Origin of the sequence: Microbacterium sp. LKL04 (genome assembly GCF_900102005.1) — a bacterium.
In the GTDB taxonomy this organism is placed as follows: Bacteria; Actinomycetota; Actinomycetes; order Actinomycetales; family Microbacteriaceae; genus Microbacterium.
Genome location: NZ_LT627736.1, coordinates 2,756,287 through 2,776,860, shown reverse-complemented (window position 1 = coordinate 2,776,860; position 20,574 = coordinate 2,756,287). Strand labels below are relative to the sequence as shown.

Genomic DNA, 20,574 nt, shown 5'->3' with positions numbered 1-20,574 from the left:
CTACAACTGCTTGAGCATGCGGGTGTTGCCCAGGGTGTTGGGCTTCACGTGCGCCAGGTCCAGGAACTCCGCGACGCCCTCATCGGGGCTGCGGAGGAGCTGGGAGTAGACGTCGGGGGCGACGACCTGCTCGCCGATCTCCGAGAACCCGCGGCGGGAGAAGAACGGGACCTCGAAGGTGAGGCAGAACAGCCGACTGAGCCCGAGCGCGCGGGCGTTGTCTTCGAGGAGGTCGACGACGGCGCCGCCCACTCCCCGGTGCAGCCAGTCGTCGGCGACGATGAGGGTGCGGATCTCACCGAGGTCCTCCCACATCACGTGGAGGGCACCGCACCCGACGAGCCGGTCACCTGCTTCGGCGACGACGAACTCCTGCACGGTCTCGTACAGGGTGACGCGCTCTTTGCCGAGGAGGATGCGCCGCTGCACCCACGGCTCCAGGAGCTGCTGGATGCGAGGGACGTCGGAGGTCCGCGCGGGGCGCACGGTGTAGGTCTCGTCCGGTCCCGTCATGCGTCCCACTGTATTCGCCCCGCACCGCGTCGACGCGCGGAGCGAGGGGGCCCGTGGGCCCTACGCTGGACGCAGGGAGGGACCTCGTGAGTGTGCTCCGAGACTACGCCGCGGCCGTGTCGCAGCCGACGCTGCCGTTCGCGTCGGCGACGCCGCGCTACGACGAGGTCGTCGACGCCGACGGTGCGCTGCGTCCCGCCTGGCAGGGGCTCGCCTCGCTCGCCCTCGGGCTGACCCGCGACGAGCTGGACCGCGTCGACGGGGAGATCTCGCGGTTCCTCGCCGACGACGGCGTCTCGTACGCGCGCGCCGGCGACGACTTGCAGCCGTGGCAACTCGATCCGATGCCGTTCGTCCTGGATGCCGCGGGATGGGCGCGTCTCGACGTCGGTCTGGCCCAACGCGCCGAACTCCTGAACGCGCTCCTGGCGGACCTCTACGGACCGCAGGTGGTGATCCGCGAGCGCATCGTCCCCGCAGCGGTCATCCTCGGCCATGCCGGATTCGTGCGCGCGATGGCTCGACGGGGCGGGGAGAGCCTGCCGCCCGACCTGCTGCTGTCGGCCACCGACCTGGGTCGGGATGCGGCGGGCGAGTGGCGCGTGCTCGCCGACCGCGTGCAGGCCCCGTCGGGGCTGGGCTACGCGGCCGAGAACCGACGCGTCATCTCGCAGGTGCTGCCCGACCTCCTCGACGAGGGCGCCCTGCACCGCATGGACCCCTACTTCGCGGCCCTCCGCGCGGCGCTCATCGCCGCCGCTCCCGACGAGACGACCAGCCCGCGGATCGTCGTCCTCTCCCCCGGGCCGCTGTCCGAGACGGCGTTCGATCAGGCGTTCATCGCCAACGCGCTCGGCTTCCCCCTCGTGCAGGGCAGCGACCTCGTCGTGCGCGACGGCGCGGTGTGGATGAAACCCGCCGGCTGGCCGCAGCGCGCGCCTCGGGATCGCGTCGACGTGATCCTCCGCCGAGTGGATGCCGAGTGGTGCGACCCCCTTGAACTCCGCTCCGGGTCGCGCCTCGGCATCGCGGGCCTCGCCGAAGCCGTCCGTCGCGGACGTGTGCGGGTCGTCAACGGACTCGGCGCGGGTGTGCTCGAGAATCCTGCCCTGCTCCCCTACCTCCCGGCCGTCTGCGAGCGCCTCCTCGGCGAGCAGCTGCGCCTCCCCTCGGTGCCCGCCTGGTGGCTGGGTGACGCCGACGCGCGCGCCGAGGTCCTTCCGCGGCTCACCGCCGGCGATCCGACGCTCGCCGTCGGTCTCGTCGACGATCCGCGCCGCCGCCTCGCTCCCGCAGACCCGGCGGTCCTCGCGCGCCTCGACCGCGAGCCGCACCGCTACGCCGCCGTCGAGCAGCTGCCCCTCTCGCAGGTTCCGGTGTGGGATGCCGGGGGCGCGGCATCCGCTCTACCGGTCACCCTGCGGGGGTTCGCGATCCGCTTCGGGTCGACCTATCGGCCGCTCGTCGGCGGTCTCGCCACCGTCCGCACCGCGCCCGACGCGGCCCCGCGCACGAAAGATGTGTGGGTGCTCAAGTCGGACGAGGCGGAGCCCGACCAGGGGATCGCGGACGTCGCATCTCTTCCGTCGACCCGCAGCGACCCGACGCTCGCACCGCGCGCACTGTCTGATCTCTACTGGACGGGCCGGTACGCCGAGCGCGCCGAGGATCTGCTGCGTCTCGTGATCGCCACGCAGGCCGCGCTCGACCAGCCCGGTGCGCACAGCGCCGCACGCGCGAGCGACAGCGTGCGGGTCCTGCTCGCGGCGCTGCACACGCTCGCCGGCACGCGGGCGAGCGACCCCGAGGCGGAGTTCCGGTCGCTGCTGCTGGATGCCGCCCGTCCCGGCTCGGCGGCGCACTCGATCGCGCGGCTGCGCGATGCGATGGAAGGTGTCCGCGACCAGCTCTCGGGCGACACGTGGCGCGTGTTCTCGAACATCGAACGCGCGGTGCGAGCGCTGCGCACCTCGTCGCACGCGCACCGGACGGCCGAGTCGGCCGGGCGCATGCTCGCCTCGATGCTGTCGTTGTACGGCGTGACGGCGAACATGATCCGCGACCCCGGCTGGCACATGATGGAGGCGGGTCGCTACCTCGAGCGCGGCCTGCAGCTGACCACTCTGTTGTCGTCTGCGCTGTCGGTCAGCCGCAGCCCGCGCACCGACCGCGAAGTGCTGGAGTCGCTGCTGCTGTCGGCTGAGAGCGTCGTGACGCACCGCCGCCGGTATCGCGGAGCGATGCGCGCGGCGGACGTTGCGGAGCTGCTGCTGCTCGACCGTGGCAACCCGCGTTCGCTCGCCTTCTCACTGCAGACGCTGCGCGAGCACCTCGGCGCGATGCCCGCCTCGACGGGTTCCTCGCGGGCCGAGCGTCTGCTCGACCAACTCGAGACCGAGCTCGGCGAGGTGGAGGTGCTCGAGATGACCGCCGTCGTCGGCGGTCGCCGCGAGCGGCTCGTCGACGGTCTCGAGGGGGTGCGCAGCCAGCTCGAGCAGCTCTCCGACGCGATCGGCGACCTGCACTTCGAGGTAGGACCTCCGCCCGTGTCGATGACCGAGCTGTCGCTGGTCGAGCTGATGGGTGCGCGCGCATGACCCGCTATCGCGTCTGGCACCGCACGGCCTACACCTACAGCGACGCCGTGCAGGACAGCATCGGGCAGTTCCACCTGCGCCCGCGCGAGCTGCCGTGGCAACGGATCGCCGACTCCGCGGTGACGGTGGAGCCGCTCCCCGGAGACGTGTCGCCCCGCACCGACTGGTTCGGCAACTCGTCGACCTACTTCCACGTGACCGACCCGCACGAGGCGCTGACGATCGAAGCCTCGAGCGAGGTGACGGTCGCGGTGCCCGACTACGACGCCGAGGCGCTCGCGCAGCCGTGGGAGTTCGCGCGGCCGCTGCGGCATCCCGAACTCGCCGGTGCCGTCGACGCCACGGAGTACGCGCTCGAGTCGGCCCGGGTCGCGCACGACGAGGCGGCCGTCGCGTACGGCGCCGAATCGCTCACGCCGGGGCGGCCGATCGGCGAGGCCGCGACGGATCTGATGCAGCGGATCTTCCGCGACTTCGACTACGACAAGACCGCGACGACGGTGACGAGCACGGTGGGCGATGCCATGTCGAAGCGGGCGGGCGTCTGCCAGGACTTCGCGCACGTCGCCCTCGCCTGCCTGCGCGGGCACGGCATCGCCGCCCGCTACGTCTCGGGATACCTCGCGACGCAGCCGCCGCCCGGCAAGGAGCGCGTCTTCGGCGCCGATGCCTCGCACGCGTGGCTCGCGGTGTGGCTGCCGGGCACCGACCAGTGGCTCGCGATCGACCCGACGAACAACCAGTGGGCGAACGATCGGTACGTGACCGTCGCGTGGGGGCGGGACTATGGCGACGTCTCACCGGTGACGGGCATCATCTTCACCGAGGCGAAGACCTCGACCCTGCGCGTGCAGGTGGACGTCGCTCCGCTCGACTAGGTTTCGGGCATGGACCACCCCGAGCTGCGAGCCGCACGGGTGGCCGCGTTCGCCGCGGCATCCGCTCTGGTCGAGGCGGTTCGCGCCGCGGATGCCGCGATCGTCGAAGCCCTCGCGAACGGCGCGACCGTGGACGAGGTCGCAGCCGAGATGGATCTGACCTACGAGGTCGCCGAGCGGGTCGCCGCTGGAGAGGTGTCATTCTCGAGCGTCCTGCTCGCCGGGCTGGCGGAGGGCTGGGTGCCCCCGTCCGTCGACGAGAGGGTGCGGCGCGCGACTGCGTTCGCGAACCGCACGCGGATGCAATAGTTCGGTCGCGACACGCCGTCGCCAGGCGAGCGGATGCCGCGTGTCGCCCGGCATCCATTGCATCCGCCGACAGTGGCCCGGTCGTGCCCTAGCCTGCAGTCATGGGGAGCGGACGCCGCCGGCTCGTGGTCTGGATCGTAGTGATGGGAGTGGCCGCGTCGGCTCTGAGCATCGCGCTCGCGGCATCGGCGGTGACCGCGACGGTTCTCGTCGACCGGGTGCCCGGAGCCGACGCGGGCATCGCGTCCTCCGCCGCGCTGGACGCCGCCTACGCCATCATGGCGTGGACCTTCCCGGCCCTCCTCGCGGTCGTGCTCATCGGCGTCGCCGTGCCCGTGATCGCACACCGCCGCACGCGGATGCAATAGTTCGGTCGCGACACGCCGTCGTGAGGCGAGCGGATGCCGCGTGTCGCCCGGCATCTATTGCATCCGCTGACGCGCGGTCAGTTCCGCGGTTCGCCCAGCGGCAGCACGCGCGAGCCGAAGTCGAGGATCGTGTAGCGGCCGCAGGCCACCCGGTCCGGGGTCTCCGCGCCGACGGGGAGCACGAACGGGACGGAGGCGGCATCCTGCACCAGGAAGGTGACCGGCCCGCGACGCTCCGCACGGTTGACGAGCCAGTCGTAGGGGCGCAGCGTGTTGTCGACCTGGATGAGCTGCGATGGGTCGGCGAGCGCCAGCTTCGGGGCGCGGACGGTCCAGAACTGCCCGGCCCCGGTCCGACCGGACTGCTCCACCCATCGGGTCACGCACGCGAGGTCGACGTCGTGCCGGCCGACCGCTGCCACCGTGACCGGCACGGCGGCGACCCCTCCGACGGCGAGCGCGCTCACCAGCGCCCCGCTCACCGCGCGCGGCACCGAGACGGCGGGCGGGGCGACGGCGAGCACGAGGATCGGCAGGAACACCCACGGCTGCAGGTACCGGTCGGCATCCGTCCCGGCGACGATCACCAAAGCCGTCGCGGCGATCGGTGCCGCCGCGGCGATCCCGCAGACCGCGGCCACGACGGCATCGCGCCGGCGCCACGCCCGCAGCCCGATCACGACGCATGCGACGACGAGTGCGAGGACGGCCGCGAACCAGAGCGCGCCGTTCCACCGCGACATCGTCGCTCCGCTCACCTCGGCGAGGTGGGCGATCGCTGCGCCGGCTCGATCCGGGCGCAGGTAGTTGCCCCCGGCTGCGACGATGGTGCCCGCGAACGGAGCGCGCAGCAGGTACCCGACGGCCGCCGCACCGGTGATCGAAAGGAGCAGGACGAACGCGAGACGCGGGTCGATCCGACGCCGCACGACCAGGATGCCGACCGCCCCGACGGCCGGCAGGACGCACCACACGACGAACAGCGGGTTCGTGAGCGTCGAGACGGCCACGACCAGTACGGTCACCGGCGCGGTCCGCACCGGCGGCGTCCCGTCGAGCGTGCGCCGGAGCAGGCCCACGACGACCAGGGTGCCCACGACGGTCGCTGAGTAGTAGGTCGTCGTCGCGGCCAGAAGCGCGAGGTGGAACCCCGGCATCCCGTCGGGCACTTCGAGGACGATCAGCGCGACGAACGCCGCGAACGCGAGGACACTCCCCGCCACAGGGCGTGCGCCGGGTCGGAAGCGCCCGGCCACCAGCCGGATGCCGCCGTACACGGCGAGGAGGTTGACGACGGCATTGAGCGTGAGTGTGCCGACCGTGCCGAGCCCGAGGAAGGACAACGCGCCGTAGACGGCGGTCTCGGGCAGGAAGAGCACGGGCGACAGTGCCCAGTCTTGCGGTTCGCCGCGCCGCAGCGAATCGGCCATGAGCGCGACGACGACCGAGTCTCCGTCGCGGTAGAGCAGCCATGAGCTCGTCGAGGCGACGACGGCCACGGCGATGAGCGCGAGAGCGAGTGCCGCACCCCACCCGGCCGCCTCGGCGCCAGCCCGCTGCATCACCGCAGGCCGCTGCATCACCATGGGCCGCATCATCACCGCTCAGCACACCAGATTCCCCGTGGCGGCACCAGTCGGAGCGTGACGCATGCACGACCGGCGGTACCGGTGTGACTCGGCGCGAACCCGCACGCGACAGCGGTCGGGCGTCCGTCGCCGCGACCTCAGCCCAGGAACCCTCGCAGCAACGCCTCCGACCCGGCGAGGTGCTCGAGCACCGCCGCCTCCGCCGCATCGGGCTTGCCTGCCAAGATCGCCGCGACGATCCGCTCGTGCTGCGCGTCGGAGTGCTCGATGTTGCGCGGCAGCAGCGGGAACGTGTCGAGCCAGGCGTTGATCCGCGCCCGGTTCTCGACGATCAGGGGCAGGAGGGACGGGATGCCGCTGGCCTCCGCGATCGCCAGGTGCAGCAGCGAGTCGAGCCGACGGTACTCCCCCTCTGCGGCTCCGACGGTCGCGCGGTGGCGTTCCTCGAGCACGGAGCGGGCGGCATCCGTCAGCGCCTGCGACGCCGCGGCGCGCGCGGCTCCCGCCTCGAGCACGCGGCGAAGGCCCAGGATGTCCTCGAGCTCGGCCGCGTCGACGGGTCCCGCGGGCACCGGCAGCGGGTCGGCGACGAACGTGCCGCCGTACCGGCCGCGGCGACGCTCGACGTACCCGGCGTCGGCGAGCTCGCCGATCGCCTGCCGGACGGTGTCGCGGCTGACGCCGTACCGCTCGGCGAGGTCGCGCTCCGAGGGGAGCGACTCCCCCGTTGCGACGACGCCGAGCCGCACGGTCTGCACGAGCCGTGCGACGGTGTCTTCGAGCGCGTTGCCGCCGCGCACCGGCCGGTAGACGGTGCGGCCGAGGTCGGGCGACGACGCGGCGCGGGTCACAGCGGCGTCACGTAGGCGTTGGTGATGCCGCCGTCGACGACGAACGCGTTGGCGGTGATGAACGAGGAGTCGTCCGAGGCGAGGAACGCGACGGCGGCCGCCATCTCCTCCGGTTCGGCGAAGCGGCCCATCGGCACGTGCACGAGGCGGCGCTGCGCACGCTCGGGGTCCTTCGCGAAGAGCTCCTGCAGCAGGGGCGTGTTCACTGGCCCCGGGCAGAGCGCGTTGACGCGGATGCCCTGGCGGGCGAACTGCACGCCGAGCTCGCGGGTCATGGCGAGCACGCCGCCCTTCGACGCGGTGTACGAGATCTGCGACGTCGCCGAGCCCAGCAGCGCGACGAACGACGCCGTGTTGATGATCGAGCCCTTCCCCGCCGGCACCATGTGACGCAGCGCCGCGCGCGAGCAGAGGTAGACACTCTTGAGGTTGACGTCCTGCACCTTGTCCCACGCGGGCAGCTCGGTCGTCTCGATCGAGTCGTCGTCGGCGGGCGAGATGCCGGCGTTGTTGAACGCGATGTCGACCGAGCCGAGGTCGGCGGCGACGCCGTCGAAGAGCGCGTCGACGGATGCCTGGTCTGCGACGTTCACCTGGCGGAAGACACCGTCCACCTCGTCGGCGGCCCTCTGGCCGGTCACGGGGTCGAGGTCGGCGATGACGACGCGGGCCCCCTCGGCGGCGAACCGGCGGGCGGTCGCGAGGCCGATGCCGCTGGCACCGCCGGTGATGATGGCGACGCGGTCGCGCAGGCGCTGGGTGAGGTCCATTCGGGGAGGTCCTTCCGGGTCAGGAGGTGGCGTAGAAGACGTTCTTTGTCTGGGTGAAGTGCTCGGCGGCGTCGGGTCCGAGTTCCCGGCCGAGGCCCGAGGCCTTCATGCCGCCGAACGGGGTCGTGTAGCGGACCGACGAGTGCGAGTTGACCGACACCACCCCGCTCTGCACGCCTCGGGAGACGCGGATGCCGCGGCCCAGGTCGCGCGTCCAGATCGAGCCCGCGAGGCCGTAGACGGTGTCGTTGGCGAGCGAGATCGCGTCGGCCTCGTCGTCGAACGGCAGCACCGCGACGACGGGTCCGAAGACCTCCTCGGTCGCGATGCGGTCGCCGCGGCCGGCGAGGACGACCGTCGGCGCGAACCAGAACCCGTCGCCGTCGGGCGCGGAGCCGCGGAACGCGACGTCGGCCCCGTCGACGTACCCGGCGACGCGATCGCGCTGACCGGCGGAGATGAGCGGGCCCATCTCGGTCGACTCGTCGTTCGGGTCGCCGACGCGCCAGGCGGAGACGGCGGGCTCGACGAGTTCGAGGAACCGGTCGAACACCGAGCGCTCGACGAGCAGCCGGCTGCGGGCGCAGCAGTCCTGCCCCGCGTTGTCGAAGACCGAGCCGGGGACGGCCGCGGCGGCCGCCTCGAGGTCGGCGTCGGCGAACACGATGTTGGCGCTCTTGCCGCCGAGTTCGAGCGTCACGGGCTTGAGCTCGCGCGCGCAGCCCGCGGCGACCTCGGTGCCGACACGCGTCGATCCGGTGAAGACGACCTTGCGCACGTCGGGATGCGTCACGAACCGCTCGCCGACGACCGGGCCGGCGCCCGGGATGACGGTGAAGACGCCGTCCGGGAGCCCCGCCTCGAGCGCGAGGTCGCCGAGGCGCATCGCGGTCAGCGGGGTCATCTCGGCGGGCTTCAGCACGACGGCGTTGCCGGCGGCGAGCGCCGGAGCGAAGCCCCACGCCGCGATCGTCATCGGGAAGTTCCACGGCACGATGATCCCGACGACCCCGTACGGCTCGTGGTAGGTCACGTCGAGTCCGCCGGCGACGGGGATCTGGCTGCCGATCAGGCGTTCCGGCGCGCCGGCGTAGTAGTTCAGCACCTGCGCGACGTGCGAGGCCTCCCACCGGGCGGACGAGATCGGATGCCCCGCCTCGAGCACCTCGAGCTGGGCGAGCTCCTCGACGCGGTCCTCAACGACGCGCGCGAAGTTCCGGAGCGCGTCGGCGCGGGCCACGGGGGCGAGCTCGGCCCACGCGCGCTGCGCGCGGACGGCGCGGGCGATCGCGGCATCCGTCTCGTCGACCGACGCGAGTGCGACGTCACGGACGGCAGCGCCGGTGGCGGGGTTCAGGACCGTGAAGGCGCTCATGCGGTGACCCCCCGGTGCGCGACGGCGTAGGCGTCGGCCGCGGCGACCAGGCCGAGGAAGAGACGCCGGTCGGCGGAGTTCTCCTCGGGGTGCCACTGCACCGCCACGAGGTAGTCGTCGCCGGGCGTCTCGAACGCCTGCACGAGGCCGTCGTCGGTGCGCGCGGTCACGACGAGCCCCTCGCCGAGGCGGTCGATGCCCTGGTGGTGGTAGCTGTGGACGCCGTACGGACCGGCACCGACCAGGCCCGCGAGCTTCGTGTCGGCATCCACCTCGACGGTGTTCTCGGCGAAGACGCCGCCGCCGATCTTGTAGCGCTCGGTGCCGAGGGCCTCGGGCAGGTGCTGGTGCAGCGTGCCGCCGTAGGCGACGTTGATCAGCTGCAGGCCACGGCAGATGCCGAAGACCGGGATGCCGCGCTCGCGCGCTCCGGCGAGCAGGGCGAGCTCCCACTCGTCACGGTCCGCGCGGGCAGGATCCGTGAGCGGATGCCGGGGCGCACCGTACAGCTCGGGCTGCACGTCGAGCCCGCCGGTCAGGATCAGCCCGTCGAGACCGTCGAGCACGACCTCGGCCGCCGCCTTCGCCGCCGGCTGCGGGGGCAGCAGCACGGCGACGCCGCCCGACGCGGTCACGGCATCGAAGTACTGCTGCGGCAGGAAGCTCGCGCGGACGTCCCACACCCCCTGCACCGCGCGCTCGAGGTAGGTGGTGAGTCCGATGACGGGGCGGCGGCCGCCCGCGGGATCAGAGACGTTCGAAGCCACGGATGCGCTCCCAGTCGGTCACGGCGGCGTCGTAGGCGAGGACCTCGACGCGCGCCTGGTGCAGGTAGTGGGCCACGACGTCGTCGCCGAACGCGGCACGCGCGATCTCGGAGGCCTCGAAGAGGTTCGCCGCTTCGCGCAGCGTCGTCGGAAGGTGGTCGACGTCGGAGTCGTAGGCGTTGCCGGTGAGCGGCGCCGGCAGCGGAAGCTCGTTCTCGATGCCGTGGAGGCCGCCGGCGATGATCGCCGAGATGGCGAGGTAGGGGTTCACGTCGCCGCCGGGCACGCGGTTCTCGACACGCAGCGACGAGCCCTTTCCCACGACGCGCAGCGCGCAGGTGCGGTTGTCGACGCCCCAGGCGATGCCCGTCGGCGCGAACGAGCCTTTCGCGAAGCGCTTGTACGAGTTGATCGTCGGCGCGTAGAGCAGCGTGAACTCCTTGAGCGTCGCGAGGATGCCGGCGATCCAGTGCTCCATCAGCGGGCTGAAGCCGTGCTCGCCGTCGCCCGCCATGACCGCCTCGCCGTCCTCGCCGCGGACGGAGAGGTGGATGTGGCAGCTGTTGCCCTCGCGCTGATCGAACTTGGCCATGAAGGTCAGCGACTTGCCGTGCGCGTCGGCGATCTCCTTCGCGCCGTTCTTGTAGATCGTGTGCTGGTCGGCGGTCTCGAGCACCTCGGCGAAGCGGAACGCGATCTCCTGCTGGCCGTCGTGGCACTCGCCCTTCACGCCCTCGCAGTAGAGCCCCGCACCTTCCATGCCGCGCCGGATGTCGCGCAGCAGGGGTTCGAGACGGGTCGTGGCGAGCAGGTTGTAGTCGACGTTGTAGTCGGTGGATGCCTGCAGTCCGACATAGCGCTTCGCCCAGGCATCCCGGAACGAGTCGTCGAAGACGATGAACTCGAGTTCCGTGCCCGAGTAGGCGACGAGGCCGCGGTCGGCGAGGCGCTGACGCTGCGCGTTCAGGATGCCGCGCGGCGACTGCACAACGGCACCGCCGGCGACGTAGTCGAGGTCGGCCATGACGAGCGCGGTCGCCGGCTGCCACGGGATACGGCGGAGCGTGGCCATGTCGGGGCGGAGGACGAGATCGCCGTAGCCCTTGTCCCAGCCCGACATCTCGTAGCCGTCGATCGTGTTCACGTCGACGTCGACCGACAGCAGGTAGTCGCACACCTCCGCGCCGTGACCGGCGACCTCGTCGAGCCAGAACCGGCCCGCGACGCGCTTGCCGACGAGGCGCCCCTGGGCGTCGGGGAAGGCGACGATCACCGTGTCGATCTCGTCCTTCGCGATCGCGTCGGCGAGCTCGTCCACCGTCAGATTTCCGGGCATCGGTCGTCCTTCCGTCGTGCGCTGGTCGGGCCTGTAACGAGAACGCTACATGCCAAAGGTAGACACGGCATACCAATAGACGCCACACTCTTCCGCAAGGCGTGAGCCAGCGCGCCGACCCGACCGGCGCGCTGGGCGCCGACCCGCAGCCAGGAGGTCTCATGACGAATCCGAGCACCACTCCCCCCGCGACCGGCGGCGTCCGCTACGCCCGAGCGGAGGAGGGCTACTTCGAGAAACGGACCCTGAAGCGCTCCGCCGGAGTCTGGGGTCTCTGGGGCCTCGCGGTCGCCGCCGTCATCTCGGGCGACTTCTCGGGGTGGAATTTCGGCATCGGGTTCGCCGGCTTCGGCGGCATGCTGATCGCCTTCGCCGTGCTCGTGCTCATGTACTACGGGCTCACTTTCTCGATCGGGGAGATGGCGGCGGCCATGCCGCACACGGGTGGCGCCTACTCGTTCTCGCGCTCGGCGATGGGGCCCTGGGGAGGGCTCGCGACAGGTCTCGCCGAGACGATCGAGTACGTCGCAACGACCGCGGTGGTGGTCTACTTCTCCGGGCAGTATGCGGATTCCGCTCTGTCGCTCCTGACCGGTGTGAGCCTGCCGCCGTGGCTGTGGTGGATCATCCTCTACGCGCTTTTCATCACCCTGAACGCTGCGGGAGCCGCTGTCTCCTTCGGCTTCGCGATCGTCGTCTCGATCATCTCGATCGGCATCATCGTCGTCTTCGGCGTGATGGCACTCGCCTCCGGAGCGTTCAGCTGGGACGCCCTGTGGGACATGGCCCCGGATCCCGACGCGTTCGCTTCGTCGACGTTCCTTCCCGAGGGCATCGGCGCGGTCCTGCTGGCTCTCCCGTTCGCGATGTGGTTCTTCCTCGGGATCGAGGAGCTTCCGCTCGCTGCCGAGGAGTCCCACAACCCCGCCCGCGACATCCCGCGTGCCGGACTCTGGGCACGCGGAACCCTCATCGTCACGGGCCTCATCGTGCTGTTCCTCAACACCGGCGTGCTCGGCGCCGAGGTCACCGGCGATTCGGTCGAGCCTCTCCTCGACGGCTTCACGGCGTTCCTTCCGGAACAGGCTGCGGCGATCCTGTCGCTGCTCGCCCTCGTCGGCCTGCTCGCCTCGCTGATGGGCATCATGTTCGCGTACGGACGCAACATGTACTCGCTGTCCCGGGCGGGGTACTACCCGCGCTGGCTGTCGCTGACCGGCAAGCGGCAGACCCCGTGGGTCGCGCTGACATTCGGCGCCGTGCTCGGATTCATCGCCCTCGTCATCCTCCAGGCCGCCGGTGGCGACACGAGCCCCGCCGGGGCGATCGTCCTGAACATCGCGGTGTGGGGCGCGGTGCTCGCGTACTTCCTGCAGATGGTGTCGTTCATCATCCTGCGCAAGAAGTTCCCCCACGCCGAGCGGCCCTACAAGAGCCCGTGGGGATTGTTCGGCGCCTACTCGGCCGCGATCATCGCCGCGATCGTCTTCGTCGGGCTGCTCTTCAACCCGGCCTACCTGCTGGCGATCGTCGCGATCATCATCGTGTACGTCGTGATCTTCATCGGGTTCGCGCTCTACGGCCGCAAGCGCCTCATCCTCTCGCCCGAGGAGGAGTACGCGCTCTCGGGCGGCCTGCACCGCGACCCGCAGCACGAGGGCTACGACGCCATGGAGAAGGAAGTCTTCGGCGACCGACGCCCCTGACAGACCCGGACGGGCCGGGCGCTGCTGAGGGCGCGCCCGGTCCGTCCGCATGTCCGCCCCTGCTCGCGGCCATTCCCTGTTCGCGGATGCAATAGTTCACACCCGACACGCCGACGATCGGACGACGGATGCCGGGTGTCGCCCGGCATCCATTGCATCCGCTGACGGCCGCTCAGAGCGGACGGCGCAGGCACACGAGCCGCTGGAGCGACTCCCACGACGGGACCTCGACGAAGCCCTGCCGCGCGTACAGGGCGAGCGCGTCCACACGCCAGTCCCAGACCGACAGCCGCAGGCCCGTCGCACCGGCGGCTCGGCCGCGGGCCGAAGCATCCGCCATCAGGGCGGATCCGGCACCTGACCGGCGCCCCGCGGGAGTGACCCAGAGGCGCTTGATCGCGACATCGGCGCCCGCGCGGTGCAGCACCGCCATGCCGATCGCCTCGCCGTCACGATCCGCGACGATGACGTCGGCACCGGCGAAGGACGCCGCGGTATCGCGCACCTCGGCCGCGTATCGCTCGGGCAGCTCGCCGGGTGCGGCGACACCGTGCGCGACCTTCTCACCCTCGGTCTGGGCGTGATAGTCCGCCAGCATCGCCGAGACCGGCCCGCGATCTGCACCGTGGAGATCGGCGGGGCGAATGGAGACGGTCACCCGACCATCCTCCCGTGTTCGCGGATGCAATACTCCGCGCCCGGCACGCCGACGATCGGACCAGGGATGCCGCGTGTCGCCCGGCATCCCTTGCATCCGTCGACGCACCCACGCGGTTGAATGGACGGATGCACTGGACGACCCGCCCCTCGACGCCCGACGACGCGTCGTGGATCGCCGAGCTCCGAGCCGTGGTCATGCGCCCAGACCTCGAGCGGCTTGGCCGGTACGACGAGCATCGCGTGCGGCAGCGGTTCCTCGACGCCTTCGATCCGGCCCTCACCCGCGTGATCGTCGTCGACGGAACGGATGCCGGTTCGATCGCCGTCCGACCCGCCGCCGACGGCACCTGGGTCGAGCACTTCTACCTCGTCGAGCAAATCCAGGGGCACGGCGTCGGCACCGAGATCCTGCGGGCGACGCTCGCGGAGCCCTACCCGACCCCGTGGCGTCTCAACGTCCTGCAGGGCAGCCCCGCCCGCCGCCTGTACGAGCGGCACGGCTTCACGCTCGACAGCGAGGACGAGGTAGACGTCTTCCTGGTGCGCCACGCCTGAACGACGAAGGGGCCGGACGCCTCTCGGCATCCGGCCCCTGTCGTTCGTGTCGTTTACGACCCGGCGATGATGTCCGGGCTCGCGGTGATCTCGCCCGCGGCGCCCACGCCGACCGCTTCGCGGCCTTCCTGGCGGGTCGTTTCGAAGACGAAGGCGTTGTTCTCGACGTCGACCGCGACGTGGTCGCCGGCGTTCAGCTCGCCCCGGAGGATCCGCTCGGAGAGCTGATCCTCGACCTCGCGCTGCATGGCGCGACGCAGGGGCCGGGCGCCGAGTGTCGGGTCGAATCCGATCTCGATGAGGCGGTCCTTGGCGGCATCCGTCAGCGCGACCGTCATGTCACGGTCGAGCAGACGCTCGCTGAGGCGCTTGGTGAACAGCGTCACGATCTGGCGCAGCTCGGCCTTGTTGAGCTGCGGGAAGACGATGACGTCGTCGACGCGGTTCAGGAACTCGGGCTTGAAGTGACGCTTCAGCTCCTCGTCGACCTTGCCCTTCATCCGCTCGTAGGTCGTCTGCGAGTTGCCCTCGACCTGGAAGCCGACCGGGCCACCGGCGATCGCCGACGAACCGAGGTTCGTCGTCATGATGATCACGGTGTTCTTGAAGTCGACCACGCGGCCCTGACCGTCGGTCAGGCGACCCTCTTCGAGGATCTGCAGCAGCGAGTTGAAGATGTCCGGGTGGGCCTTCTCGATCTCGTCGAACAGGACCACGGAGAACGGCTTGCGGCGCACCTTCTCGGTGAGCTGGCCGCCCTCTTCGAAGCCGACGAACCCGGGAGGGGCACCGAACAGTCGCGAGACCGTGTGCTTCTCGCCGAACTCCGACATGTCGAGGGAGATCAGTGCGCCCTCGTCGTCGAAGAGGAACTCGGCGAGCGCCTTGGCGAGCTCGGTCTTTCCGACACCCGTGGGGCCGGCGAAGATGAACGAGCCCGACGGGCGGTTCGGGTCCTTGAGTCCCGCACGCTGACGGCGGATCGTGCGGGAGAGGGCCGCGATGGCCTCCTCCTGACCGATGACGCGCTGGTGCAGGGCCTTCTCCATGAAGACGAGACGGCTGGTCTCCTCCTCGGTGAGCTTGAAGACCGGGATGCCGGTGGCCTGCGCCAGGACCTCGGCGATCAGCCCCTCGTCGACGACCGCGTGCGACGCGACGTCACCCGAGCGCCACTGCTTCTCGAGGCGGAGGCGCTCGGCCAGGAGCGACTTCTCCTCGTCGCGCAGGGCGGCGGCCTTCTCGAAGTCCTGCTCCTCGCTGGCGGCTTCCTTGTCCTCGCGGACCTTGGCGATCTTGTCGTCGAATTCGCGCAGCTCCGGCGGGCTCGACAGGATCGACAGGCGCAGGCGTGCGCCGGCCTCGTCGATCAGGTCGATGGCCTTGTCGGGCAGGAAGCGGTCCGAGACGTACCGGTCGGAGAGGTTCGCCGCGGCCACGATGGCGCCGTCGGTGATCTGCACCTTGTGGTGCGCCTCGTAGCGGTCGCGCAGACCCTTCAGGATGTTGATCGCGTGGGGAAGGCTCGGCTCCGCCACCTGGATCGGCTGGAAGCGGCGCTCCAGCGCGGCATCCTTCTCGAAGTGCTTGCGGTACTCGTCGAGCGTCGTCGCACCGATCGTCTGCAGCTCACCGCGGGCGAGCAGCGGCTTCAGGATGCTGGCGGCGTCGATCGCGCCTTCGGCGGCACCCGCACCCACGAGGGTGTGGATCTCGTCGATGAAGACGATGATGTCGCCGCGCGTGCGGATCTCCTTGGTGACCTTCTTCAGGCGCTCCTCGAAGTCACCGCGGTAGCGGGAACCGGCGATGAGCGAACCGAGGTCGAGCGAGTAGACCTGCTTGTCCTTGAGCGTCTCGGGCACCTCGCCCTTGACGATCGCCTGGGCGAGGCCCTCGACGACGGCGGTCTTGCCGACGCCGGGCTCACCGATGAGGACCGGGTTGTTCTTCGAGCGGCGCGACAGGATCTGCATCACGCGCTCGATCTCCTTCTCGCGCCCGATGACGGGGTCGAGCTTGTTGTCGCGCGCGGCCTGCGTCAGGTTGCGGCCGAACTGGTCGAGGACGGCCGAACCGCCCTGCGCCGTGGCCTGGGCCTGCTCGCCGGCACCAGCGGAGACGCCCGCGGGCTCCTTGCCCTGGTAGCCGCTGAGCAGCTGGATGACCTGCTGGCGGACCTTGTTCAGGTCGGCGCCGAGCTTGACGAGGACCTGCGCGGCGACACCCTCACCCTCGCGGATGAGACCGAGCAGGATGTGCTCGGTGCCGATGTAGTTGTGGCCCAGCTGCAGCGCTTCGCGCAGCGACAGCTCGAGCACCTTCTTGGCACGCGGCGTGAACGGGATGTGTCCCGTCGGCTGCTGCTGCCCCTGGCCGATGATGTCCTGGACCTGCTCGCGCACGGCGTCGAGCGAGATGCCGAGGCTCTCGAGGGCCTTGGCGGCGACGCCTTCGCCCTCGTGGATCAGGCCGAGGAGGATGTGCTCCGTGCCGATGTAATTGTGGTTCAGCATCTTCGCCTCTTCTTGGGCGAGCACCACCACACGACGTGCACGGTCTGTGAATCTCTCGAACATCGTCTCCACCTCCACTCGACGCACTGGCGGCGTCTTACGTAGAGGCTAACGACGGCGGGATGCCGGTATGCCCGTGTTCGCCGTGGGCATACGGGATGCCGGGGCTTGCGGCCGCGGCATCCGAGGGCATAACGTTTCTCGATAACAACGAATGTCGTTATGGGGGCGGGAATGGTTTCAGGGACGGATCTGCCGACCGTGCTGATGTGGGGTGGTGTGGGGCTCGCGGTGATCGCAGCGATTGTGGCTCTGATGGTCTGGGACGCGCGGCGACGGAAGTCGCCGTCGGTTCTGCTCGACGTCATCGCGGCGATGGCCCGCGTATGGGTCGCGATCGTGCTGCTCGGCGCCGGGCTCCTGATCATCCGCGGTTTCACCACCGCGCCGTACGACATCGCCGCGATGCCCATCTCACCGGCATGGCCGACGAGCCTGCCGTGTCAGACGAGCGGCTACGAGCCCACCGGCGCAACCGAGCTGTACTGCGCCAGCGCCGACACCGCCCACGCCACCGTCAGCGGGCTAGATGGCGGACTCCGCGCACTCCTCACTGCGGGCGACCTGCTCTCACTGCTCGTGCTCGGCGTTCCGGGAATCGTGATCGCGGTGCTGAGTCAGCGGGCCGTCGTCGGAGCCGCGTTCGCGGCGAGGACGTCCCGGTGGCTCCTCATCAGCGCGATCATCGTGCTCGTCGAAGGGACGCTCGGCCCGATGCTGACGGACATCGGGTCCGCTCTGGTCGCGCAGCAGGTGCTCCCTCCGGCGGACGCGAATGTCGCGGTCGCCGCGGGGCGGACGTTCAGCATCGCGCCACCCCTTTGGCCGCTGGGCGTCGCGCTGGGGCTCGCGGCGTTGAGCGTGATCTTCCGACAGGGTGCGCGACTCCAGCGCGAGACCGAGGGGTTGGTGTGACATGGCACGGTGGATGCTGATCATCGGGGCGGTGCTCGTCGTCATCCTGATCGTGGGGACGATCCTGGCGTTCGCGCTGGCGACAGCGAAGAAGCAGCGAGCCGGTCAGGACCCGACGACCCTGGTCCGCCTCACGCGGGTCATCGCGATCATCTGGGCCGGCGTGGCCGTGATCGGGGCATTGATCGCCCTCCTCACCGCACTGCTCGCTCCGGGTGTCGCCATCACGATGCCGATCCGCGAGTTCTGGCCGCAGCTGCCCGACACGGTGCAGCTTGATTCGGACACCGTGCGGCGAGTGTCCGGCGGGTTCACCGAGGTCACCCTCACGGTCGATGGTCTTGACGCGACGTCGCGCGTCCTCTGGGCGTTGAGTCAAGCGATCACCTGGGTGATCCCCGGCTTCGTCGCACTCTTCGTCGCGGTCACCTGTTCGCGCCTCCTGTCAGGCGCCGCGTTCACCCCGGTCGTCGCCAAGATGGCCGTCACCACGGGCACGATCATTGCGCTCGGCGGCGTCACGGCGCAGGTCATGGGGGACATCGCGGGAAGCATGGCGTCGACGCAGCTCTTCGGCGCGAAAGGCGGCGGATGGGAGGGCGATTTCCCGGGTATCGACAACGTCTTCGACGCCTGGCTGCCCTCCGCCAACGTCCTCATCTCGTTCCCCATGTGGCCGATCGCGGTGGGGCTCGGCTTCGCTGTGCTCGCCGCGATCCTCCGCTACGGCTCGCGTCTGCAGCGGGACGTGAAGGGGCTCGTCTGATGGCCGCCACGACACAGACCTCGGGCGCGCTCGATCTGATCGTCTACGGCGTCGCCGCCTCGGTCGCGGCCCTGGCCGTCGCGGCGTTCCGGATCGCCGAGATCCTCGGGCCCGACGGCCCCGCTGTGACAGTCGGAGGGGATGCGGCATCCACCTCGCTCGGACTCGCATCCGGCGCGGCGATCGACGCCGTGGTCGTCCGCGCGCCCGACCTCGGCGCGGGAGGCCGAGTCTGGATGATCGGCGCGGTCGTGCTCGCCACCGTCGCGGCGATCATCGTCTCCGCAGCGCTCATGCGGGTCGCCTTCGCGGTGCGCCGGGGTCGCGTGTTCACGGGCGGCGCGACGCGCGCGCTGACCGTGATCGCCGGCACCCTCACCGTCGCGGTGTTCGCATGGCCGATCGTCGACGGCATGGGGCGACAGCATGCGCTGCAATCGCTCGGCATCCGGTTCGAGACGCTGTCGATGCTCGACCTGCTGCCCCTGCTGCCACTCCTGCTCGCCGCCGTCGCGGCCGCCGTACTGGCTGGCGCCTTCGCACAGGGTGAGCGGCTGCAGCGCGACACCGAGGGGCTCGTGTGAGTCCCGCCGAAGAGGACGAGCTCACCGGCATCCACTGTCGGCTCGACGAACTGCTCGCGGCCCGCGGCATGACGCTGACCCGGCTGTCCGAGATCGTCGGCGTCTCGGTCGTGAACCTGTCGATCCTCAAGAACGACCGCGCCCGCGCGATCCGGTACTCGACCCTGTCGGCGATCTGCCGCGCCCTCGACTGCGAAGTCGGCGACCTGCTGGTCCGCGCGGACTGATGCCGCCTCGGTTCCGGGGGCGCGATGCGTCGTCTGCGCGACCCGCCTCCGGCATGTCGCGTCCCTGGAACCGACGACACCTCACTCCCGGGACGCATCGTGTCGCCTCGGGCACGCACACGCGACAGGTCGCGTCCCCGGAGCACCTCACCGCGCGAGCGCCCGACGAACCCGCGCGACGACGCCCTCTGCCTCCCTGAACAGGTGCGCTTTCGTCACCCGGATGACGACCCACCCGGCGGCGGCGAGCGCCTCGTGCCGGTCGATGTCCCGCGCCCACTGCCGCGGATCGACGGCGTGGTGACCGCCCTCGTACTCGATCGCGACCCGCTGCCGCGGATACGCGAGGTCGAGACACGCGACCACGCATCCACCGACGACGAGGTTCCAGTTGAGATCAGGCTCCGGAAGTCCTCCGTCGATCAACGCGAGACGGCACCAGGTCTCGGGGCGGGATGCCGACTCGCGTCCCCGGAGTGCGAGTCAGCGAATCGGCACCGTCTCGCTGCCGCCGGGCATGCCGAAGCTCAGGGTCGCGTCGCGGTCCACGACGGCCTCGGGATCGAGCTGGATCACCGTCAGCTGCGGCGCCATGTCCATCGTGCACACGCGATCCGCATCCGGCACCGCGAAGCCGACGACGACGGATGCCGGTGACTCCACCCTCGTGTCGGCGACGACCGGCGGGCACGACGACGACCCCCAGGTGCGGAGCGCGATCGTTCGATCACCGACCCAGGCCGCCTCCGGCGAGAACTCCTCGGCTGGGCCGCCGGCGTAGGCGGCGAGATCGACATCGGCACGCGACTCCCCGAGGGACACTCGCAGCCGAGCGCCCTCGGCCGGATCGATTCCCTGCGGCGACGCGATCTCGAGCGGCCGCGCGACGAGGTCGTCCGTGCAGGGACCGGGCTCCGGTTCGCGCAACGAGACGACGACGGTCCCGCCGTCGAGGCTCACCTCGCCGACCGCCTGAAGGCACGATGAGCTCCCCCACGTGACGAGAGCGATCGTCCGTCCGCCGTCGAGCCACCCTGCGCCGACGGGCCACGCCGGCGCAGCATCGGCGGCCGAGCCCCCGGGGTCCGCTCCACCTGGCGCGGGCGTCGCACAGCCGGCCAGCGCCAGACCGGCGAAAGCGCAGCCGGCGAGCGCGATCAGAAGACGGGCGCGCATGAGGATCTCCTTCCGAGGCGTGGACACCTTCTGAGTGTCACGCCCCGCCGGATCGT

General features: G+C 70.8%; 21 protein-coding genes. 10 read left to right on the top strand and 11 right to left on the bottom strand.

All coding sequences use genetic code 11. The annotated features are described in order from the left end of the window. Positions 1-513 carry an amino-acid N-acetyltransferase gene (locus BLP38_RS13535; protein WP_091358863.1) on the bottom strand — a complete coding sequence of 171 codons (513 nt, stop codon included), beginning with the start codon at positions 511-513 and terminating at the stop codon, positions 1-3. 86 nt (positions 514-599) lie between these two features. Between BLP38_RS13535 and BLP38_RS13530 the strand changes: the two genes are divergently transcribed. From BLP38_RS13530 to BLP38_RS13515, 4 genes are all read left to right on the top strand, one after another. After that, entirely contained in the window at positions 600-3,110 is a 2,511-nt protein-coding gene (locus tag BLP38_RS13530) for a circularly permuted type 2 ATP-grasp protein (protein ID WP_091358859.1), read from the top strand. Continuing rightward, the gene (locus BLP38_RS13525) at positions 3,107-3,988 is read left to right on the top strand and encodes a transglutaminase family protein (RefSeq protein ID WP_091358852.1); all 882 of its coding nucleotides are present in this window, start codon (positions 3,107-3,109) and stop codon (positions 3,986-3,988) included. Before BLP38_RS13530 ends, BLP38_RS13525 begins: the two co-directional genes overlap by 4 nt. Positions 3,989-3,997: 9 nt before the next feature. Further along, the gene (locus BLP38_RS13520) at positions 3,998-4,297 is read left to right on the top strand and encodes a hypothetical protein (protein ID WP_091358848.1); all 300 of its coding nucleotides are present in this window, start codon (positions 3,998-4,000) and stop codon (positions 4,295-4,297) included. A 101-nt stretch (positions 4,298-4,398) separates the two neighbouring features. Beyond that, positions 4,399-4,665: a hypothetical protein gene (locus tag BLP38_RS13515; protein ID WP_157681116.1), complete on the top strand. Its 267-nt coding sequence runs from the start codon at positions 4,399-4,401 to the stop codon at positions 4,663-4,665. A 77-nt stretch (positions 4,666-4,742) separates the two neighbouring features. On the opposite strand, the gene BLP38_RS13510 is transcribed toward BLP38_RS13515, so the two are convergent. The 6 genes from BLP38_RS13510 to BLP38_RS13485 form a co-directional block, all read right to left on the bottom strand. Beyond that, positions 4,743-6,251 carry a hypothetical protein gene (locus BLP38_RS13510; protein WP_231916519.1) on the bottom strand — a complete coding sequence of 503 codons (1,509 nt, stop codon included), beginning with the start codon at positions 6,249-6,251 and terminating at the stop codon, positions 4,743-4,745. A 140-nt stretch (positions 6,252-6,391) separates the two neighbouring features. Then, entirely contained in the window at positions 6,392-7,105 is a 714-nt protein-coding gene (locus BLP38_RS13505) for a FadR/GntR family transcriptional regulator (RefSeq protein ID WP_091358842.1), read from the bottom strand. Beyond that, positions 7,102-7,875: a 3-oxoacyl-ACP reductase gene (locus tag BLP38_RS13500; RefSeq protein WP_091358838.1), complete on the bottom strand. Its 774-nt coding sequence runs from the start codon at positions 7,873-7,875 to the stop codon at positions 7,102-7,104. The genes BLP38_RS13505 and BLP38_RS13500 overlap by 4 nt, the downstream gene beginning before the upstream one ends. Positions 7,876-7,894: 19 nt before the next feature. After that, positions 7,895-9,250 (bottom strand): aldehyde dehydrogenase family protein, encoded by a 1,356-nt coding sequence (locus BLP38_RS13495; protein ID WP_091358835.1) that lies wholly within the window; start codon positions 9,248-9,250, stop codon positions 7,895-7,897. Further along, positions 9,247-10,017: a gamma-glutamyl-gamma-aminobutyrate hydrolase family protein gene (locus BLP38_RS13490; protein WP_091358833.1), complete on the bottom strand. Its 771-nt coding sequence runs from the start codon at positions 10,015-10,017 to the stop codon at positions 9,247-9,249. Before BLP38_RS13490 ends, BLP38_RS13495 begins: the two co-directional genes overlap by 4 nt. Continuing rightward, on the bottom strand, positions 9,998-11,353 hold the full coding sequence (locus BLP38_RS13485; protein WP_091358829.1) for a glutamine synthetase family protein: 1,356 nt from the start codon (positions 11,351-11,353) through the stop codon (positions 9,998-10,000). The genes BLP38_RS13490 and BLP38_RS13485 overlap by 20 nt, the downstream gene beginning before the upstream one ends. A gap of 161 nt (positions 11,354-11,514) precedes the next feature. Between BLP38_RS13485 and BLP38_RS13480 the strand changes: the two genes are divergently transcribed. Next, complete coding sequence (locus BLP38_RS13480; RefSeq protein ID WP_091358825.1) at positions 11,515-13,059, top strand: amino acid permease; 1,545 nt, start codon at positions 11,515-11,517, stop codon at positions 13,057-13,059. A 172-nt stretch (positions 13,060-13,231) separates the two neighbouring features. Here the strand turns inward: BLP38_RS13480 and BLP38_RS13475 are convergent, their stop codons facing one another. Continuing rightward, positions 13,232-13,717: a GNAT family N-acetyltransferase gene (locus BLP38_RS13475; protein WP_091358822.1), complete on the bottom strand. Its 486-nt coding sequence runs from the start codon at positions 13,715-13,717 to the stop codon at positions 13,232-13,234. Positions 13,718-13,845: 128 nt separating this feature from the next. Between BLP38_RS13475 and BLP38_RS13470 the strand changes: the two genes are divergently transcribed. Next, entirely contained in the window at positions 13,846-14,274 is a 429-nt protein-coding gene (locus BLP38_RS13470; RefSeq protein ID WP_091358819.1) for a GNAT family N-acetyltransferase, read from the top strand. A 53-nt stretch (positions 14,275-14,327) separates the two neighbouring features. On the opposite strand, the gene BLP38_RS13465 is transcribed toward BLP38_RS13470, so the two are convergent. Next, positions 14,328-16,853, bottom strand: coding sequence for an ATP-dependent Clp protease ATP-binding subunit (locus BLP38_RS13465; RefSeq protein ID WP_091359890.1), 2,526 nt, complete (start codon positions 16,851-16,853; stop codon positions 14,328-14,330). Between the two features lie 171 nt (positions 16,854-17,024). On the opposite strand from BLP38_RS13465, the gene BLP38_RS13460 reads away from it, so the two are divergent. Genes BLP38_RS13460 through BLP38_RS13445 form a run of 4 tightly spaced genes read left to right on the top strand, consistent with a single transcriptional unit; the run spans position 17,025 to position 19,342 of the window. Next, on the top strand, positions 17,025-17,765 hold the full coding sequence (locus tag BLP38_RS13460) for a hypothetical protein (protein ID WP_231916518.1): 741 nt from the start codon (positions 17,025-17,027) through the stop codon (positions 17,763-17,765). 1 nt (position 17,766) lies between these two features. Next, positions 17,767-18,531 carry a hypothetical protein gene (locus BLP38_RS13455; protein WP_091358812.1) on the top strand — a complete coding sequence of 255 codons (765 nt, stop codon included), beginning with the start codon at positions 17,767-17,769 and terminating at the stop codon, positions 18,529-18,531. Continuing rightward, the gene (locus tag BLP38_RS13450) at positions 18,531-19,115 is read left to right on the top strand and encodes a hypothetical protein (protein WP_091358809.1); all 585 of its coding nucleotides are present in this window, start codon (positions 18,531-18,533) and stop codon (positions 19,113-19,115) included. The genes BLP38_RS13455 and BLP38_RS13450 overlap by 1 nt, the downstream gene beginning before the upstream one ends. Further along, positions 19,112-19,342, top strand: a complete 231-nt coding sequence (locus BLP38_RS13445; protein WP_091358806.1) for a helix-turn-helix domain-containing protein — start codon at positions 19,112-19,114, stop codon at positions 19,340-19,342. The genes BLP38_RS13450 and BLP38_RS13445 overlap by 4 nt, the downstream gene beginning before the upstream one ends. A 147-nt stretch (positions 19,343-19,489) precedes the next feature. On the opposite strand, the gene BLP38_RS13440 is transcribed toward BLP38_RS13445, so the two are convergent. Both BLP38_RS13440 and BLP38_RS13435 read right to left on the bottom strand, forming a co-directional pair. Then, entirely contained in the window at positions 19,490-19,768 is a 279-nt protein-coding gene (locus tag BLP38_RS13440; protein WP_091358802.1) for an endonuclease domain-containing protein, read from the bottom strand. Positions 19,769-19,825: 57 nt separating this feature from the next. Next, on the bottom strand, positions 19,826-20,545 hold the full coding sequence (locus tag BLP38_RS13435) for a hypothetical protein (RefSeq protein WP_157681115.1): 720 nt from the start codon (positions 20,543-20,545) through the stop codon (positions 19,826-19,828). Between the last annotated feature and the right edge of the window lie 29 nt (positions 20,546-20,574).

Coding starts and splice junctions, on each gene's coding strand:
- BLP38_RS13535 (WP_091358863.1), bottom strand. CDS start 513: ATGACGGGACCGGACGAGACCTACACCGTGCGCCCCGCGCGGACCTCC.
- BLP38_RS13525 (WP_091358852.1), top strand. CDS start 3,107: ATGACCCGCTATCGCGTCTGGCACCGCACGGCCTACACCTACAGCGAC.
- BLP38_RS13520 (WP_091358848.1), top strand. CDS start 3,998: ATGGACCACCCCGAGCTGCGAGCCGCACGGGTGGCCGCGTTCGCCGCG.
- BLP38_RS13515 (WP_157681116.1), top strand. CDS start 4,399: ATGGGGAGCGGACGCCGCCGGCTCGTGGTCTGGATCGTAGTGATGGGA.
- BLP38_RS13510 (WP_231916519.1), bottom strand. CDS start 6,251: ATGGTGATGCAGCGGCCTGCGGTGATGCAGCGGGCTGGCGCCGAGGCG.
- BLP38_RS13500 (WP_091358838.1), bottom strand. CDS start 7,875: ATGGACCTCACCCAGCGCCTGCGCGACCGCGTCGCCATCATCACCGGC.
- BLP38_RS13495 (WP_091358835.1), bottom strand. CDS start 9,250: ATGAGCGCCTTCACGGTCCTGAACCCCGCCACCGGCGCTGCCGTCCGT.
- BLP38_RS13485 (WP_091358829.1), bottom strand. CDS start 11,353: ATGCCCGGAAATCTGACGGTGGACGAGCTCGCCGACGCGATCGCGAAG.
- BLP38_RS13480 (WP_091358825.1), top strand. CDS start 11,515: ATGACGAATCCGAGCACCACTCCCCCCGCGACCGGCGGCGTCCGCTAC.
- BLP38_RS13470 (WP_091358819.1), top strand. CDS start 13,846: ATGCACTGGACGACCCGCCCCTCGACGCCCGACGACGCGTCGTGGATC.
- BLP38_RS13465 (WP_091359890.1), bottom strand. CDS start 16,853: ATGTTCGAGAGATTCACAGACCGTGCACGTCGTGTGGTGGTGCTCGCC.
- BLP38_RS13460 (WP_231916518.1), top strand. CDS start 17,025: ATGGTTTCAGGGACGGATCTGCCGACCGTGCTGATGTGGGGTGGTGTG.
- BLP38_RS13455 (WP_091358812.1), top strand. CDS start 17,767: ATGGCACGGTGGATGCTGATCATCGGGGCGGTGCTCGTCGTCATCCTG.
- BLP38_RS13450 (WP_091358809.1), top strand. CDS start 18,531: ATGGCCGCCACGACACAGACCTCGGGCGCGCTCGATCTGATCGTCTAC.